The 15,654-nt window shown below is 64.6% G+C and carries 11 protein-coding genes and 1 pseudogene; 4 read left to right on the forward strand and 8 right to left on the reverse strand.

The window, feature by feature from the left end; translation table 11 throughout:
* The first annotated feature begins 108 nt into the window (after positions 1-108).
* Complete coding sequence (locus tag RZE79_RS30690) at positions 109-1,146, forward strand: PQQ-binding-like beta-propeller repeat protein (RefSeq protein WP_319362019.1); 1,038 nt, start codon at positions 109-111, stop codon at positions 1,144-1,146.
* Positions 1,147-1,944: 798 nt separating this feature from the next.
* Positions 1,945-2,544 carry an acyloxyacyl hydrolase gene (locus RZE79_RS30695; protein WP_319362020.1) on the forward strand — a complete coding sequence of 200 codons (600 nt, stop codon included), beginning with the start codon at positions 1,945-1,947 and terminating at the stop codon, positions 2,542-2,544.
* 87 nt (positions 2,545-2,631) lie between these two features.
* Here the strand turns inward: RZE79_RS30695 and RZE79_RS30700 are convergent, their stop codons facing one another.
* The 8 genes and pseudogenes from RZE79_RS30700 to RZE79_RS30730 all read right to left on the reverse strand — a co-directional run bounded on the left by RZE79_RS30700 (position 2,632) and on the right by RZE79_RS30730 (position 11,743).
* Positions 2,632-2,913 (reverse strand): AraC family transcriptional regulator, encoded by a 282-nt coding sequence (locus tag RZE79_RS30700; RefSeq protein ID WP_319362021.1) that lies wholly within the window; start codon positions 2,911-2,913, stop codon positions 2,632-2,634.
* Positions 2,914-3,001: 88 nt separating this feature from the next.
* Positions 3,002-5,128 carry a tripartite tricarboxylate transporter substrate-binding protein gene (locus tag RZE79_RS30705; RefSeq protein ID WP_319362022.1) on the reverse strand — a complete coding sequence of 709 codons (2,127 nt, stop codon included), beginning with the start codon at positions 5,126-5,128 and terminating at the stop codon, positions 3,002-3,004.
* A gap of 744 nt (positions 5,129-5,872) precedes the next feature.
* The gene (locus tag RZE79_RS30710; RefSeq protein ID WP_319362023.1) at positions 5,873-6,493 is read right to left on the reverse strand and encodes a hypothetical protein; all 621 of its coding nucleotides are present in this window, start codon (positions 6,491-6,493) and stop codon (positions 5,873-5,875) included.
* A gap of 133 nt (positions 6,494-6,626) precedes the next feature.
* Complete coding sequence (locus RZE79_RS30715; protein ID WP_319362024.1) at positions 6,627-7,010, reverse strand: chorismate mutase family protein; 384 nt, start codon at positions 7,008-7,010, stop codon at positions 6,627-6,629.
* A 10-nt stretch (positions 7,011-7,020) separates the two neighbouring features.
* Positions 7,021-8,064: a tripartite tricarboxylate transporter substrate binding protein gene (locus tag RZE79_RS30720; protein ID WP_319362025.1), complete on the reverse strand. Its 1,044-nt coding sequence runs from the start codon at positions 8,062-8,064 to the stop codon at positions 7,021-7,023.
* Between the two features lie 513 nt (positions 8,065-8,577).
* Positions 8,578-9,543 (reverse strand): PDDEXK nuclease domain-containing protein, encoded by a 966-nt coding sequence (locus RZE79_RS30725; protein WP_319362026.1) that lies wholly within the window; start codon positions 9,541-9,543, stop codon positions 8,578-8,580.
* Positions 9,483-9,995, reverse strand: a pseudogene (locus RZE79_RS34795) (hypothetical protein); the annotation flags it as partial. The pseudogene RZE79_RS34795 and the gene RZE79_RS30725, both read right to left, overlap by 61 nt.
* Before the next feature lie 377 nt (positions 9,996-10,372).
* A complete protein-coding gene (locus RZE79_RS30730; RefSeq protein WP_319362027.1) occupies positions 10,373-11,743 on the reverse strand; it encodes a replication initiation protein in 1,371 nt (456 codons plus the stop codon).
* A 631-nt stretch (positions 11,744-12,374) separates the two neighbouring features.
* Between RZE79_RS30730 and RZE79_RS30735 the strand changes: the two genes are divergently transcribed.
* Positions 12,375-13,571 carry a ParA family protein gene (locus RZE79_RS30735; protein ID WP_307587995.1) on the forward strand — a complete coding sequence of 399 codons (1,197 nt, stop codon included), beginning with the start codon at positions 12,375-12,377 and terminating at the stop codon, positions 13,569-13,571.
* A 1-nt stretch (position 13,572) separates the two neighbouring features.
* Positions 13,573-14,613, forward strand: a complete 1,041-nt coding sequence (locus RZE79_RS30740) for a ParB/RepB/Spo0J family partition protein (RefSeq protein WP_319362028.1) — start codon at positions 13,573-13,575, stop codon at positions 14,611-14,613.
* The last annotated feature ends 1,041 nt before the right edge of the window (positions 14,614-15,654 follow it).

The following is a 15,654-nucleotide window of genomic DNA, read 5'->3' on the forward strand; positions in this document are numbered from 1 at the left end:
GCGGCGACAGACACCCATGCATGGCCCCTGCGACATGGCCCGGATCGTCGATCTGGGAAGGGCGCGTACCGGGGACCTTCTTCTGGATGCAATTGTGGAAATACGTGTATGAAACCGATCTGGACTTTCAGGCTGCCGAAGGAACGCGAGGTCGGCGCCCGCAACCCAGTCGCAGGCGAGGACACAGTGCTCGTCGCCTTCCATTACGACAAGGCCGATTTCTACGAGAGCGCGCTCGTCGCGCTCGATCGCGTCACGGGCCAGGAGCGCTGGCGAAGGGCCATCCCCCATGTCGTCAACGAGCCTGTGCTTGCCTCGGACGGATCGGTGTATGTCAGCAGCTTCAGCGGAACCGTTCACGCTTACGACAGCGATGGGAAAGAGCTTTGGGATGGCAGATGCGGAGATAGCAACATGGGGAAGCCGTGCCTTGTTGCAAACGATCGCCTCGTGGTTGCAGAAACCGGAGGGCGCGCATCGAAGACATGGTGCCTCGATCGACGCACGGGTTCGATCGTGTGGACCTTCGAGAACCATGGGCATAGCTATGGCATCGCGACGAACAACGAACGCATCGTCCACGCAACAGTGCTCCCAAAGGATGCAGGGGTCCGCCTCCATTGCCTGGAGGCGTCGAGTGGCCGGTCGCTCTGGGCCGTGGACAGTCGGGAGTGGATGTTTCATCCGCTTGTCGGAGAGCAGACGGTTGTGATCGGTGCCCGCGGATCACTCAGAGCCTATTCCTTGCAGACGGGTGTTCAGCTTTCGAAGCTGGAGCTGCAGGAACAGGAGGCGATCGATGGGCACATGTTGCTCTCGGGCGATCGCATCTATTTCGCCACGGATTGCGGACGTGTGGGCTGTGCCTCGATCCAGCGCGTGCGATCCTTCTTCAAGAGCAAGCTTTCGCTCAAGAGCGAGTGGCACTGCGCCCTCGAGGGCGGTATCCGCGGGCGACCAGCCATGATGGGTAGTGCACTGGGCGTGCTTTGCGAAGAAGAAGGCCTCGTGCTTTTGGATCCGGCCACCGGGCAACGGCTTTCAGCGTTCAGGACGGGAAAGGGCAATGGCGGTGGCCTGGTGTACGACCGTGGGTGGCTTTATGGAACGCTGGGGCGCGAAGCCCGAGCCTTTGGCCCTGAGTGATCTCTGCCTGTGCCCCGGCGTCGCGATCGGTCTGAGCGCCTCGCTGAAAGAAGCTGAGGTCAGTTGCATCTAAATCTGAGCAAGGGCTGACAACTCCTTCAACCAGAAAGATCACCGCTGCGCAGTTATTGGTCGATTGACTCGTCAACGCGGCATTCAGATGCGTCGATCGCCTTGGCCGTTTCACTGGCTCAGGCACGTGACATCGCTCCAGCACGGGCCGGCATGCCTTTGCTCCCACAGCGCTCGCGCGCCAACGAGCGCACCGCCGACTGTTCATCGGGTGTCACCGCGACCATCGTGCGCTCGTACGCCAAACAGCCGGCGCCCATGCGGTCCGGCACCCCTCTCAACACGCTGCCGATGACTTGTATTCGTCGCGCACCAACCCGCCGCGCCGACCTCATCGCTGCCCGCTTGACCGAGGTAAGCGATGAGAAATTGCGCGTCCCGCCCGACGCAAAAGTTGTAGATCAGGTCCAACATTGCATCGAGGGCGCCACTGAGCATAGGCCCAGACATAGGTGCCTCTGGTCTTGTCTGCACTTGGGTGGAGCATCGCTTTCGGCGTCTTGTCGGCATGCAAGACGCGCAGCGAACACGAAGCGCTTGTGGGTTTCGTACAGTGATTCCTCGGCCGCATCGGCTTGTCAGCGAACAAGGCGTGTGCACAGTGGGTCCGGTGCCAAGCACGTGCGGGGTGAGGTCTGCATCCACACCTTCGCACAACCATGGAGAGGACCCCGGCTCTCTCTTTTGGCGCATGCAATCCGGTTCGGTTTTTTCTACGCTTGGGCGATGTCAAACGCCCTCACCTTTCCCCACCTCACTGCGCCTTGGCGCCGCGCACTCCAGGCCAGCGCATGGCTGGGCCTCGGACTGTGTCTCCTTCACGCCGGCGATGCCGCTGCCCAGGCATGGACCGCTCCCACCTCCGCCTTCGTGCAGACCGGATCGGCCGACAGCACACGCACGCTGACTGTCGGCCTCGGTTGGGACCTCCCCTACCGGTGGCAACTGGGGTCGGGCGAACTCACAGGCTACCTGGAAGCCTCGTACGCGTACTGGCGGATCCAGTCGGAAGACCGCGCCGGGCTGTCGCACCTGTCGCAGCTCGCGCTGGTGCCCGTGCTGCGCTACCGCCCTGACGAAGGCGCCTCGCCGTGGTTCTTCGAATCCGGCGTGGGGCTGACCGCCACCTCGTCGCGCTACAGGACCCGGCAGAAGAGCTTCTCGACCAGCGTCAACTTCAGCACGCACTTGGCGGTCGGCCACAGCTTCGGCGCGAAGCGAGAACACGAGATCGCGCTGCGCCTGGAGCATTTCTCGAACGCAGGCATCAAGCACCCCAACCCCGGCGAGAACTTCCTGCAGCTGCGCTACGCGCGCAGGTTCTAGCGGCGCTGCGCAAGATAGCGCGCCGGTCGCTGGCCCATGGCCTTCCTGAACATGGCGATGAAGGCACACATCAGGTCGTGGCCCCGGTCACGGGCCACCTGCTGCACCGAGGCCTGAGGTCAGCCATTGCAGCGCAACGATCAGCCGCAGACGTTGGCTCCAGTGGCCGAAGGACCTGCCCGTTTCGAACTGCACCAGGCGGGGCAGCGTCCGCTCGCTCATGGCCAGGCGCGACGCCCACTGCGCTGCCGTGGTCCGGTCCGACGGGTCGCGCATCAGTGCATCCATCAGACGGCGCAGGCGTGGCTCCTTCGACACCGGCAGATGCAGGACCTCTGTCGGCATGCGCACCAGCTCGTCCAGCAGCACGACATGCCATCGCTGCGCCCGCGGCTCGCACGGCAGACCTTCGGCCCTTCCTGGCATATGCCTGAACACACATCTGAAGGCAGAGCAATCAACGCGGCGATGATGAGAGCGCACGACTCCAGTCTTCGCGCTCTTCGTCTTCCAGTTGCAGCAAGCTTTCTGGTGAACCGCCTCCGCCGACGACCTGAAGGTCTTGCAGTTGCTTCTGCACCTCGGGCTTGGCGAGCACCTGTGCCACGGCTTCCTGCAACAGGCGATTGGACGCGGCATCCGAATTCGCGGGCGCCCAGAGGCTGAAGTGGTCGTACGCCGTGTAGCCGGTCAAGGGCGCGCTCGAAGCCAGCGTCGGCCACCGCACACCCTCGAAGCTCTGGGGGTGCGCCGGGTCGGCGGTGGTGCCCAGCACACGCAACTGGCCGCGCTGTACTGCCACTTTCACGCCGTTCACTGGCGCGAACAGCAGGTCCACCGCATGCGCTTTGGTGATGACGTCCGAGTCGGGGTGCATGCCGTTGAAGACCACGCGCTGCACGTCGACGCCGCTCAGTGCGCGGAACTGGCCGAAGGCGAGGTGGCCCGTCCAGCCGTCGTCGCCCGTGCCGATGCGCAGGCTGCCAGGGTGGGCCCGTGCGTAGGCCAGCAGGTCATCCGTGCTGTGAATGCCCAGCGTGTCGGCCTTCGTGCTGTCGATGACCAGCACCAAAGGCTCCGACGCCAGCAGCGTGACGGGGCGAAGGGAATGCATCAGCGCATCGATCGGCGCGGCCTGGTGCACGCCCTGGATGCCTCCGCGCGGCAGCCGCAGTGCGGCGAGCAGGACCTTTTCGTTGCCGCCCTCGGTCATCAGCCGGCGATACTCGGCCTCGGTGGCTTTGGGCACGTGATCGACCTGCACGTTCCGACCCAGCAGGTGTGGCAAGTGGGTGGCCAGCATCTGGGCATAGTGGCCGCTGCGACCACCGGGCGGAACCAGCGCGGTCAGGTGCAGCGCAGGCTGCGCCACAGGGGCAAGCCATTGCCCCGCATCGTTCAACAGGCCAAACCGAATGACCCATCGCCCGTCAGTGGAAGCGTTGTGCACCAGGGCTTCAGCCACCCAATAGCGGCCCATGCGAGCGAATTGTCGGATGATCGGGCGGTTCTCTTGCCATCCGGGCGGCCGCCAGTCCTGTGGGAACTCGTTTGCGACAACGGCGTAGCCATTTCGGAACCGACGCGCTTCGCGGAATTGCGGCGCGATCACCCATTGGTCCTGTGCGTTCTGGTACCCCCAGCGGCCGGTGCTCACCTCCTTGACCGGCCGCAGCGCAGGGTCGGCATGGCTGCCGCGCAGCCGCTGCCAGCGACACACACGGGGCGTGCTGGCATTGCGTTGCAGATCCAGCCCAACGGCAGTGCACAGCTGAACGCGCCGCTTGGCAGTCACATCGGGCAAATCGCCGAAGATGAACGGAATCACCATTCTTCCTCTCGCGTCGATCAGGCCCGAGCCCGTGGAGCCAGGTGTCACCATCTGCAGCTTGTAGTCCATCCATTGCGCAGTGGTGATATCCCGCGGCGGGGCCGGGGTGCGCCAGTGTCCCCGTGCATCGCGCAAGCCGGGCTGTGCGTACACCGTGCCCACCTGCAGCTCGGAAGCCCCTTGCGTGAATTCGCCCGGCATCAGGTAAGAGAGGCCGCCGGGGGAGTTGATCGATATCGTCTCCTTGCCATCGCAACTCACGGGCGGAACAGTCCATTGGCCTTGCTCATCAATGCGCGCGATGGACGAGGCGGTCTGCAGTGCGCCTCCAGGCTTTCGCTCCACCAGCCACACGCGGTGCACCGGCTGTAGTGCGGGATTGAGGGAGATAGATGTCTGCCGCACCACCTGCCACCGGCCGTCGCAGAAGCTGAGCGCTTTCGGTGAAAGAAAAAGCGCACGCCCCTCGAGCGAATCGAACAGCCCGGGGGCAAGCTCACTGTGCTTGTTCGGATTCAGGCTCAACCAACGCACCCGGTCAACCAGGTTGAAAGCAATGCCGATGGTGAACGTGAAGATGTCGTCCCACGGCGGCGCTTGCGCATCCACCGGCTGCATTTTCCAGGTCGGCTGCACCGGCATCGTGAGTCCCGGATTGGCATACAGCTCCTGGTAACTCGGCGGCGCTGCGTTGGCCGAACCGAGGGTGATGCCGAGCCACAGCAGGGCTGTGAAGACATTCAGGCGCTTCATCGGGTGATCACCGCAACCCGCGCGACCGAGCATCGCTGCGGTGGTGCGTCCGTAAATTCATACGACTGCGCCTCGTCTGAGAGGCGCCGCAGACTGATGGACCTACCCTCGAGGTAGGGACCGGAATCAGGCATCGATAGCGATAGCTCTGTTGACATGATTTCTAGCGGCCGGCGGGGACGACCACTGTTGGGAGCAGGGGTTTGCGGCCAGATCGTGCCACAGCGTCGAAGGTCTATTCATGGCCGACTTCAGCCGTGGAGCTTCGCCCGCAGCAAGTGCACTGGAAGCCCTTTGTCGGCGCTTCGGGATCGACCTCAGAAGCTCACCCCAGTACATGAAAAGCCATCGGCGGCCCACACGGCAGCCCGAGCAGACCCAAGATGATGGTCAGTCCAATCCAGAGCCAAGGGCGCATCGACAAGGCTCAGACACTCCCTCATGCCAGATCGATGGCCATCGTGCGGACGGCCCATGGTTCTGTTGGAAGTGATGCCTCATGTCGATGCACATCTAGGGCTGGCTGCCCAAGGCGCCAGTTTCACGGGGCCACCACGCCGAAATTTCTCGCACAGTTTGTGCGAGAAAGCACACGCGAGACGCCACGCCCCAGGAATCCAAAGCGCGGCGGCCACCAAGCGGTCAGAACTGCACACGGTGGGGAGTGAAGCATGAGACGTTGTCGCACTGGCCGAGCGTCAGATCCGATCGTGCTTGCCCTGCTTGCTCGCGCCGATGATGGCTTCAACGACCGCCCTGCCCCGACGATTGCCCGATCCGTGCCCTGAACTGCCGAGCGGCCGGACCATCGCTCCAGACCACGGCCCGGCCTTCGTCCACGGGCTGACGTCCGTAGACGATCCATGCATCGCAAACGGTGCCGATGGGCTCGACCACTTCGAAGCGACTCGCATGCGCCGCCGCGAAGGATGCGAAGACGATGCCCGCGTCGTAGCGGCCTTGCGCCAGGCCGGACTGGACCGCGAGCACCGTCGGCTCGTGGACGACGGTCGACCAGCCGGAAAGGTCCGCGTAGGTCTGTGTGGCAGGCTGCACGCCCACCCTGCCGGCGCCCTCCCCGTTTGCCTTGGACCGCACCAGCGCCATGGGCTGACTCGGAGAAATGAAGGCATCGATTGCCGCCATCGCCGTGCGGTACGTGCCGGTGATCTCGGCAGCCGCTGGATGCACGGCGCACTGGAGCACATGGTCCGTCTCACCCGCGATCAGCGCGCGCGCAGCGCTGTGGAAGTCATCGAACAGCGCGATGCCACAGGCCTGCGCGATCCCCAGCGCAGCCAGGTATTGCTCGAGGACGAAGTGATGGTTGCTGCCCTCAGGGCCCAATGTGGAAAAGATCAGCATGTGTTCACCCTGTCGGCTGCGCATCGACCCGCCGAGGGGATCGGACGCGACCGCGGCCCTTGCATGGTTCGCGGCATGCACGAGCCCTCGCAGGTCCGATACCCGCGCTCGTGCCTGCGCAAGACAGCCGGCTTCATGCCGAGCTCGAAGGCACACCGATGATCTCGTCCTCCAGCCGGCAGGTCTCCGTGATGATCAGTTCGTAGAGGGCGCGCAGGAACGCGGGGCTCACCCCGTGCTCGGCGCCGAACGCGGCCGCGCGCTCCTGCACCACGCCGATGCGATGGGGCTGCATCATCGGGATCGCATGGTCACGCTTGTGCAGGCCGATACGGCAGCAGCAGTCGAGCCGTCGCTTCACGGTCTCGAGCAGCGTTCTGTCCAGGCCGTCGAGCTCGTCGCGCAGCAATTGAAGGATGCGCTGCGCGTCCTCGCCGCCGCCCGGAAGGGTCGAGGGCACACCACCGGCTGGGCCCTCGGTCTCGCCATCGCTCGGACGATGCGGTTCTGAATTCATGGGGATCTCCTTATTCAAGCTTGATGCCCCGGCTTGCGATGATTTCGGTGAGCGCGGCCGTGTCGGCCTTCACCCGGCGCACCAGCGCCTCACCCGAGATGCCGGCCGCCTCGTAGCCGTGCTGAAACAGCTTCTGCCGCACCTCGGGCAAGCCGACGACCTCTGCCAGGACCTGGGACAGGCGCTGCGCGAGCGGCGCGGGCAGACTCGCGGGTGCCGCCGCAGCGGTCCAGATCTCGAGTTCGAAATCCTTCAGGCCTGCTTTCTGCAGGCTTGGGTAGTCCGGCACGAGTTCGGAGCGGCGCGCCGAGGTCACGCCGATCGCGCGCAGCTTTCCGGCCTTGACCTGCTCCTGTGCGAGGCCTGGGGGCAGCAGCGCCAGCTGCAATTGACCACCGATCAACGCGGTGACGACTTGCGGGTTGCCCTGATAGGGGACGTGCACGGCGCCCATGCCGGTGCGCGCCTTCAGCAGTTCCATGCCGAGGTGGCCGATGGTCCCGATGCCCGGCGTGCCGTAGCTCCACCGGGCGCCGGCCGCCCGGGCCGCGTCGATGAAGATGCGGCCCTCCGACTTCGAGACCTCCGGTGTCGTGGCGAGCACCAGCGGTGCGGTGCAGATGATGCTCAACGGCATCAAGTCCTTCTGAGGATCGTAGGGGGTCGCCGGATTCAGGATCTTGGCGATCGTCATGTTGCCGTTGATGAGGATGCCGACCGTGTGCCTATCGGTCGACTTGGCCACGATGTCCGCCGCGATGTTGCCGCTCGCGCCGGGATGGTTCTCGACGATCACCGGTTGACCCAGGCGTTGTGCCATCGGTGCGGCGAGCACGCGCGCCACGAAATCCGGCGAGGAGCCGCCGCCGAAGCCGACGACCAGGCGCACCGGCTTGGTCGGCCAGCCCTGCACTGCTGCGGGCGCCGCGGCAGACGGCGAGGCTTCGGCGCGAGCCGCGCCGGACGATTGAGCGCAGGCAAGGCTGGCGCAGCCAAGCAGGCCGGCACCCCACAACAGACGTGCGGCCAGCAATCGAAAAGGAAGGAGGGACATGGCAGAAGAAGTTGGAGATCGGGGAGCGAAGTTTTTCTGCGCCAGCGCGCCGAATCAACTGCTGCTTCAGACGCAAAACGCCCGCGCGTCGCCCACCCCTTGCGGCTGGGCATCTGCAGGGCCGAAACGCACATCGCGGCAGTTCCCCGTTGCCTGCGATGCAATTTCAATGGTTGGCGTCAGTGACCTGCGCACGCGTAGCCCGGCCGCTCCTGTGCATGATTTGTACCTTGCTGCAGCAGCGCGTGCTGCACTCCGGCGCGGGCATGCAAACAAGAGCCGCGCTGTGCCCGAGAAAACCAGTATCGCGCGATAACCGCCACAACGGCGGCGGACGGCACTCGCACGGTCCTACCGTTCAGGGAACGTGACGCCGGCCAGCACTGGGGGATCGGGGATATGTGTCTTGCGCCGCGTGAGTGATCGACTGCCGTACCAGCGCAAGCGCGGCGTCAGATCACCGGCCGAGGTTGCAACGACAACCTGACGGCATCTTCAGGACGATCTAGAGGTTCATGGCGATGCGTTGGTACGCGTTGGCAGGCGCACGATGCCCTGCAACTGCCGCGCAGTGGGCAGCTTGCCCTTCATCTCTGCCGGCAGCTTGTCCTGGAGCTGATACTCGGCCACGCCAATCGGGTTGGACTTGCTCTTGAGCGCGAACTCCACTTCCAGGTTGTCCTTCTCCGCGCACAGGATGATGCCGATCGATGGCGCATCATCGGGGGCGCGCTCCTTCTCGTTGAGCAGGTTCAGGTAGAAATCCATCTTGCCTGCGTACTCGGGCTCGAACTTCCCGATTTTCAGTTCGACGGCCACCAGCGATTTCAGGAAGCGGTGATAAAACAGAAGATCGATGAAGTATTCGTTGCGCCCCAGGGTCAGGCGATGCTGGCGGCCTATGAAACAGAAGCCGTAGCCCAACTCGAGGATGAAGTCGCGCAATTTTTCGATCAACTGGTTCTCGAGCTCACGCTCCTTGACCGCCTGGCGGATGCCCAGGAACTCCAAGTTGTAGCTGCTCTTGAGCGCCTCCTCGGCCTGTTCGGCCAAGTTGGCGGGCAATGCCAGCGGGAAATTGTGGCTCTTGCCCGCGGACTGCGACCGGCCGTGGGCATCGGCCTTGATCTGATTGAGCAAGACGTTGCGGCTCCAGCCGAAGGCGGCGCATGCGCGCAGATAGAAAATCCGCTGCGCGGGCGCATCCAGCTTGCTGAGGATCAGCAGGTGGTGCCCCCAGGGTACTTCTGCGACAAGCTGTCGCAGAACTTCGGTGTCGCGCGTCGCAGCGGAGGCGACGGCAGTTGAGCGCCCCGGACGCCGCAGCGCCGGCTCGCCGCCTTCTGCGGCAAGCTGTCGCAGTACTTCGGGCGCACGTATGCGTCGTAGAACCGGCGCATGTCCCACACGTTGCGCGCCGAGAAGCCCCTGCGTCCCCGGAAACGAGGCGCGCAAGTCACGCGCGATCTGCTCGACCACGGACTGACCCCAGCCAAGGCCGATTGCTTGTCCACGATGGCCTTGCCGATGTCCCAGTAAAGCGCGATGAGGTCCCTGTTGACCGCGCGCGCGGCGGACAAGCGAGCCGCGGCGACACGGGCCTTCAGTTCACCGATGAACAGGGCGTAGTCGCTCGGAGCGTCCAGTTTCGAAATGCGGGTCATGGACACAACTGTAGGCCAGCATCGCAGTCTCGATCGCGGACTCGAAGTCGGTCCACAGCGTCGCGCCGAGGAAGCGCACGCCGTCGATACCAACGCGTCACCATCGAGCAGATCTGTATGGCGAGGAGGTTCGACCAATAAAAGCGAGCGCTCACCTTGTAAACTCCCAACAACGCAGGTCGCGCTGAGAACTCCTTCTCCGGCCCCGCCCCAGATTCGTCGCACAGAGGCGCGATGGGCCGAGTCCTCACACGGCGCCCTCTTCATCACCCTGCATGATGCATGCTTGTCGTGCCGTTGCGCCGAATGAAGCGAGCATTCACATATTCAATTGCAAGCCAACGGTCCATACCGGGACAGCTCCTCCTTTCCGGCTCCCGACGCGGTCGGCAAGAACATCACGTCCCCTCGCGTGAGACGCCGCCGATGCAAAAGCACACCAGGGGTCGCGGCAGGTATTCCGCCGTGAAAAGCGCATGCTCTGATTCCGCCCCGAGTTGCTCCGCGTGGACATGTCCCAGAGAGAAGCACTGCACAGAGAGCGTCGTGCACCTGGAGTGAATGCATACTCACAAACAGTTGGATAGTCGATGCACCGAGGCCGGTGACGTTACGCGTCACACCTGCGGCGCGACAGCCGGCGCTCAGGCGGCTTGTGACAGCAACGGCGCCGCGTTCCAGTCGGCGCCATAGGTGGCGGTCGCATAGGTCTGCACCACCACCGAGCCCAGCAAGCCGTGCATCACATCGCCCTGCGCGGCGCGGCGACTGATGACGGCGGTGAGCAGACCTCGGGCAGCGAGCGACTGCAGCGCCAGTTCCACCCAGTGCTGGCGCACGGCGCTGTCGAGCGCCTCGACCTCGCGGCGCATGGCCCGAATCCGTTCCCCCGCGGCAGCGTCGTCGCCCTTGCTGATCGAGGGCATGGTCACCGCAGCGGGTGGCGGCGCATTGGACACACCAGCAGCGGGCGATGCCGCTGCCTCCGCCTCGGCGGCCTCTGGCGCGTCCGATGCGCCGCCCTGCCGCAGCAGGGAGCGCAGATAGGAATAGGCGTTGTCGACCGCGCGCAGGGACGTGTTCGCGGCGCGGCGCTCCAGCATGTCGAGCTTGGCGCGCACCGCCACATCCCCGAATTCCTTGATCAGCCCGTCCAGCTTGATCTCCCTGATGCCGAGGGTCTCGGCGCGCATCACGAGGTTCGCATCCACCGGTTGCGGTGCACTCGTCTGCGTCCCGCTGCGAGGGCGCCGGCGCACGGCGAACTGCACCTCGTCGACCACCCTGCCCTGGCGATGCTCGATGAGTTCGATCTCCAGGTCGGTCTCCTGGTTGATCTCGGCCACCGCCTCCTTGATGCGCTCGTTCTTGAACTTGCGCCACTCGCGGCGGTCGCCACCCGGCATGTTGCTCAGCGCATCGGTCCACCAGCTCACCGGCTTGCGACTGGTCACGCCGCCCGGGTTGTCGCGGTAGCGCACGCAGATCTCGTACAGGGCGATGGCCGCGTAGGTGCTCAGGCGCGCCAGCACATCCAGGTCGATGCGTGCCCAGCGCGCCGGCTCGCGCAGCGCCGACATGATCGACGGCGGAAAGGACCAGCTGACCCAGGTCTCGCCGCGGCGCACCTCGAGCGCGACTTCCGACAGCATGGAAAAACCGCGCCATTTCACGCCATCGCCCGGCGCCGTCGACTCCCAGTCGACTTCTAGGCTGCGCATCTCGCCCAGGTAGCGCTTGGCGGCCGTGCGGTCGGTCCCGTCCGAACCCGTGGTGCGCAACACCGCCGCCAGCGGCGCCTCGAAGAGGAAGTCCGCCAGCGGCATGGTCGGCATAGCACTCAGCCGAGCCTGTGACACCTGCAGCAGCACCGTGTAGATCCGCCGCGCCGTCAAGGTCACGCGGGCCGAGCGCGGCACCATCACGATCATCTCGTGCGGTTTGCGCAGTTCCCGCTGCTCACCACCCGTGCGGCCAGGGGCGGCGGGAGGCAGAGCAACGTCGGGAATGTCCATGGGCCACGATCATATGTCCGCGCCGCGTTGGACACAAACCCATCGCACAACGTCCGCTGCGCCAGCACCGCCCCGCCGAAACCGAGTAAATCACGGACGCTTGGCCATCAAGGCCGCCTTCCAGGCGAGTAAATCACGGACGGATGGCTCCCAAGGCGCGCTGCAATCCCGAGTAGAACGCGGACGCAGTCCCTGCTGGGACTGAATTTCAGGGCACACAGGTCGAGTAAATCGCGGACGTGGCGGGCAAACGGCTCCCGATCGGCACTGGTCCCACGCTCCTAGGACCGCCCTGTGGATAAATCCCCAGGGCCGAGCAGCGCACGGACAGGAGGCGAGCAGAACACGGACGCTAGCGAGTAATCTGCGGACGCATCCGAGCAAACCACGGACACTTGGCATGGGTCGACGCATCCAACTCCTTGTCCCCATTGAGGATTTCGGCAGAAGGAGGGCCCAGTAATTATCTGAATTCTTAAGAGTTCTATTTGAACTCGGGAGGTGTAGAGTCAAACAACCCCCCAGGGGACCCTCGGAGAACAATCGGACAAGCAAGCAGTCGCAGATTCTTCGATTTTTCAAGGGTGATGGGCATAATCGCGCGACAGTCAAACTTTTAAGGTTTCTTCGCGTGGATATCAAACAAACGATCCGTCGTCAGTCGCTCGAAGATATCGAGCTTCAAGCCCAGCGCATCGCCGGCATGATGGACCATATCCGCAAGGCGATGCTCGCGCCTTCGGCGGTCAAGATCGCTCCCTCACTCACCAGCGCACAACTGGCCGACCTGTGCGGCGTCGACAAGTCGAAGATCGCTTACCGCTTGACGCGGGGCGATCTGCCGGGAGGCGCGATCCACGGCAATCGTCGCGAGTGGACGATGGCCGAGGCGCAGACCTGGTCGCGCGACTTGCGCGAGAGCCACATGCGGCCCGAAGGCGCTGCAGGCATCACCATTACGGTCGCCAACTTCAAGGGCGGCGTGGCCAAGACGACCTCTGCCGTCACGCTGGCCCAGGGCCTGTCGATGCGCGGCCACAAGGTGCTGCTGCTCGACCTGGATCCGCAGGGTTCGGCCACTACCCTCTTCGGCGTGCTGCCGGATGCGGAAGTCGAGACCGAACACACGGCCATGCTGCTGTTCGGTGGTGAGGAAGAGGACCTGAGCTACGCGGTGCGTCCCACCTACTGGCCGAACATCGACCTGGTGTGCGCCGCGCCCTTGCTCTACGGCGCCGAGTTCATCCTGCCGGCACGCCAGGCCAAGGATCCGGGCTTCGAGTTCTGGCGGGTGCTCGATCGCGGGCTCGACGCGATGCGCGAGAGCTACGACGTGATAGTCATCGACACGCCGCCATCGCTGAGCTACGTCACGATCAATGCGCTCATGGCGGCCGACGGCGTGATCATGCCGCTGCCGCCCTCGGCGCTGGATTTCGCCAGCTCCGCCCAGTTCTGGGATCTGTTCTCCGACCTGTGCAATCAGCTGATCCGCAGCCGCGGCAAGAACAAGAGCTTCGAGTTCATCGACGTGCTGCTCTCGCGCGTCGAAGCCTCGGACGCGGCCAGCTCGGTGGTTCGCCAGTGGGTGCTCGAAGGCTACGGCGACAAGGTGCTGCCGATCGAAATCCCCAAGACGGCGGTCGCCGCCACGGCCAGCGCTGAATTCGGCACGGTCTATGACCTGCCGCGCGGGTCCGTGAATTCCAGAACCTTCGCCCGTGCCCGCGACGCCTATGACCGCCTGTGCGAACTGGTGGAACAGCAGGTGGAAGCGGTATGGGCCCGTCAACTGGCCGAACAGTCCGAACTGGAAGCAGGAGTTTGAAATGAGCCTGAAGTCCAAAGCCTCGAAGATCGATTTCGCCTCGATGGTCAATGCCCATGCACAGGTGCCCGACGCGCGGCAGCCCAAGACTGCACCGGGCGCCATGATGGCTTTCGCCAACGACCAGCGTTCGGACTTGCTTCGCGAAAACGAGGAATTGCGCCAGCGCGCGGAGCGCGCTGGCGAGCTTGAATCCAAGCTCGGTGAAGCGCTCGAGGACCTGCGTGGCTGGGAGGAGGCCAAGCCCACCCGCCTGCTCGATCCCGCCCAGGTGCTGCGCAGCCGCTATGCCAATCGCCACGACAGCAGCTTCCTGAACGACGACTTCACGCGGCTCAAGCGCGAGATCCAGGAAGCCGGCGGCAACGTGCAACCGATCAAGGTGCGCGCGCTGCCAGCCGTGGACGGCACGCCGCGCTATGAGATCGTGTTCGGACACCGCCGGCATCAGGCCTGCCTGGAGCTGGGCCTGCCCGTGCTGGCGATGGTGGACAACCTGGACGACCGCTCATTGTTCGTGGAAATGGAGCGCGAGAACCGCGAGCGCCAGGACCTGTCACCGTGGGAGCAGGGCGTCATGTACGCCCGCGCGCTCGAGACGGGGCTGTTCAGCTCGAACCGCCAACTGGCGGCGCAGCTGGGGCTGGACCACAGCAACATCGGCAAATCCCTCGCACTGGCCCGGCTGCCCGAAGAGGTCGTGGCCGCTTTCAGCAGTCCGCTGGAGATCCAGCTGCGTTGGGCGCCGCTGCTGAACCAGGCGCTCGAGGTGGATCCCGACGGCCTGAAGCGCCGCTCACAGGAGATGGCCACGGGGCGCGGCAACCGTTCCTCCAAAGCCGTGCTCGCCTACCTCGTCAACCAGCTGACGGCCGAAGACCTGGGCGCGTCCAAGCATTTTGAGACCGACGGCAGGCGCGTGGCGACCGTCGTCTATGACGCGGTCGGACGTGGCTCGGTCCGGTTCAACGTGGCGCTGTCGGCAGAACGCCGCTCGGAGTTGGAGCGGTTTGTTGATGATTTCGTGCAGAGACTGAACTAACGCCGGCTGTCGGTGGGGGCGGAAAAGGGGGTGTGGTTCGGAACCACACCCCCTTTTTTCATTTCTCAACACCTCAGTCGGACTGGGCAGGAAGCGTCGGTCAAAGCACGCCCGGTGTGCCGGACCCGTAGATTTCCGCCAGCGGTTCGATGGGCCAGACGTCTTCGCAAACTGGCGCAGACTGGGCCTATCTCCTGCGAGACGCGGCTGCAAATGCCATGAAGTGTTGTGGCCCCAGCGGAGATGACGACACGGGCTCCCACGTCGCGCGAGGTCGCGGGCAGCCTCGCTACCCCGAAAAGAACAAGAATCGACAGCGGCATCGCGTCACAAATCCGGCCCAGCGATGAGCGAAGGGGACCGGATCCAGGCGCTGGCCACCACCCATCCGTCACAGATCGCCACGCCTTCTCAACTCAGGGACGGGAGCCGCCTGGATGGGCTGGGGCCACCCCGTCAGGGCAACTGCAAGCTGGGACGAATGCGTGGCGCGCGGGTCCTGGGCGGTTGAGCAAAGCACTCGTCGGAACGACGTGCACGTATCCCGACGATCCCCATCCCGGGCGGCTCGTTTCTCAACGCTCTGCAGATCGACTGCGGCAGCAACGATGCCCCCAATGGGAGGGACACCGACGACCTTGCGAAGGGACGTGGGCCCATTGCGCCCACGCACTCTTTTTCGCCAAGGAGCCACTCGGCGCATCACTACGCCGGAGCGCTTCGGAAGCGTCCGTGATTTACCCACCCGCAATGACCAAGCACACGGGACCCTCGGTGGATCGTTCGTCCGCGTCGTCGAATGAGTGCTTAAGGCCAGCGTGCGCTGCCGTGCCTTTGGGGGGTGTGGTTCCGAACCACACCCCCTCGTTCGTCAATCTGTCGGTGCCTGGGCTGCAGCGGGGACGTCAGAAGTCGTGCTCGTCTTCAATGACGTTGCAAGCGAATTCGGGGCGATAGGAATGGCCGGGTGCGGATCTGAGATCAGGGGAGATGGCCTCGCCCAAGACTGGCAACTGGATCTATATCGGCACCCGAAGGCCG

Origin of the sequence: Variovorax sp. EBFNA2 (assembly GCF_033802765.1) — a bacterium.
Lineage (GTDB): Bacteria > Pseudomonadota > Gammaproteobacteria > Burkholderiales > Burkholderiaceae_C > Variovorax > Variovorax paradoxus_H.

Coding starts and splice junctions, on each gene's coding strand:
- RZE79_RS30690 (WP_319362019.1), top strand. CDS start 109: ATGAAACCGATCTGGACTTTCAGGCTGCCGAAGGAACGCGAGGTCGGC.
- RZE79_RS30695 (WP_319362020.1), top strand. CDS start 1,945: ATGTCAAACGCCCTCACCTTTCCCCACCTCACTGCGCCTTGGCGCCGC.
- RZE79_RS30705 (WP_319362022.1), bottom strand. CDS start 5,128: ATGAAGCGCCTGAATGTCTTCACAGCCCTGCTGTGGCTCGGCATCACC.
- RZE79_RS30710 (WP_319362023.1), bottom strand. CDS start 6,493: ATGCTGATCTTTTCCACATTGGGCCCTGAGGGCAGCAACCATCACTTC.
- RZE79_RS30715 (WP_319362024.1), bottom strand. CDS start 7,010: ATGAATTCAGAACCGCATCGTCCGAGCGATGGCGAGACCGAGGGCCCA.
- RZE79_RS30720 (WP_319362025.1), bottom strand. CDS start 8,064: ATGTCCCTCCTTCCTTTTCGATTGCTGGCCGCACGTCTGTTGTGGGGT.
- RZE79_RS30730 (WP_319362027.1), bottom strand. CDS start 11,743: ATGGACATTCCCGACGTTGCTCTGCCTCCCGCCGCCCCTGGCCGCACG.
- RZE79_RS30740 (WP_319362028.1), top strand. CDS start 13,573: ATGAGCCTGAAGTCCAAAGCCTCGAAGATCGATTTCGCCTCGATGGTC.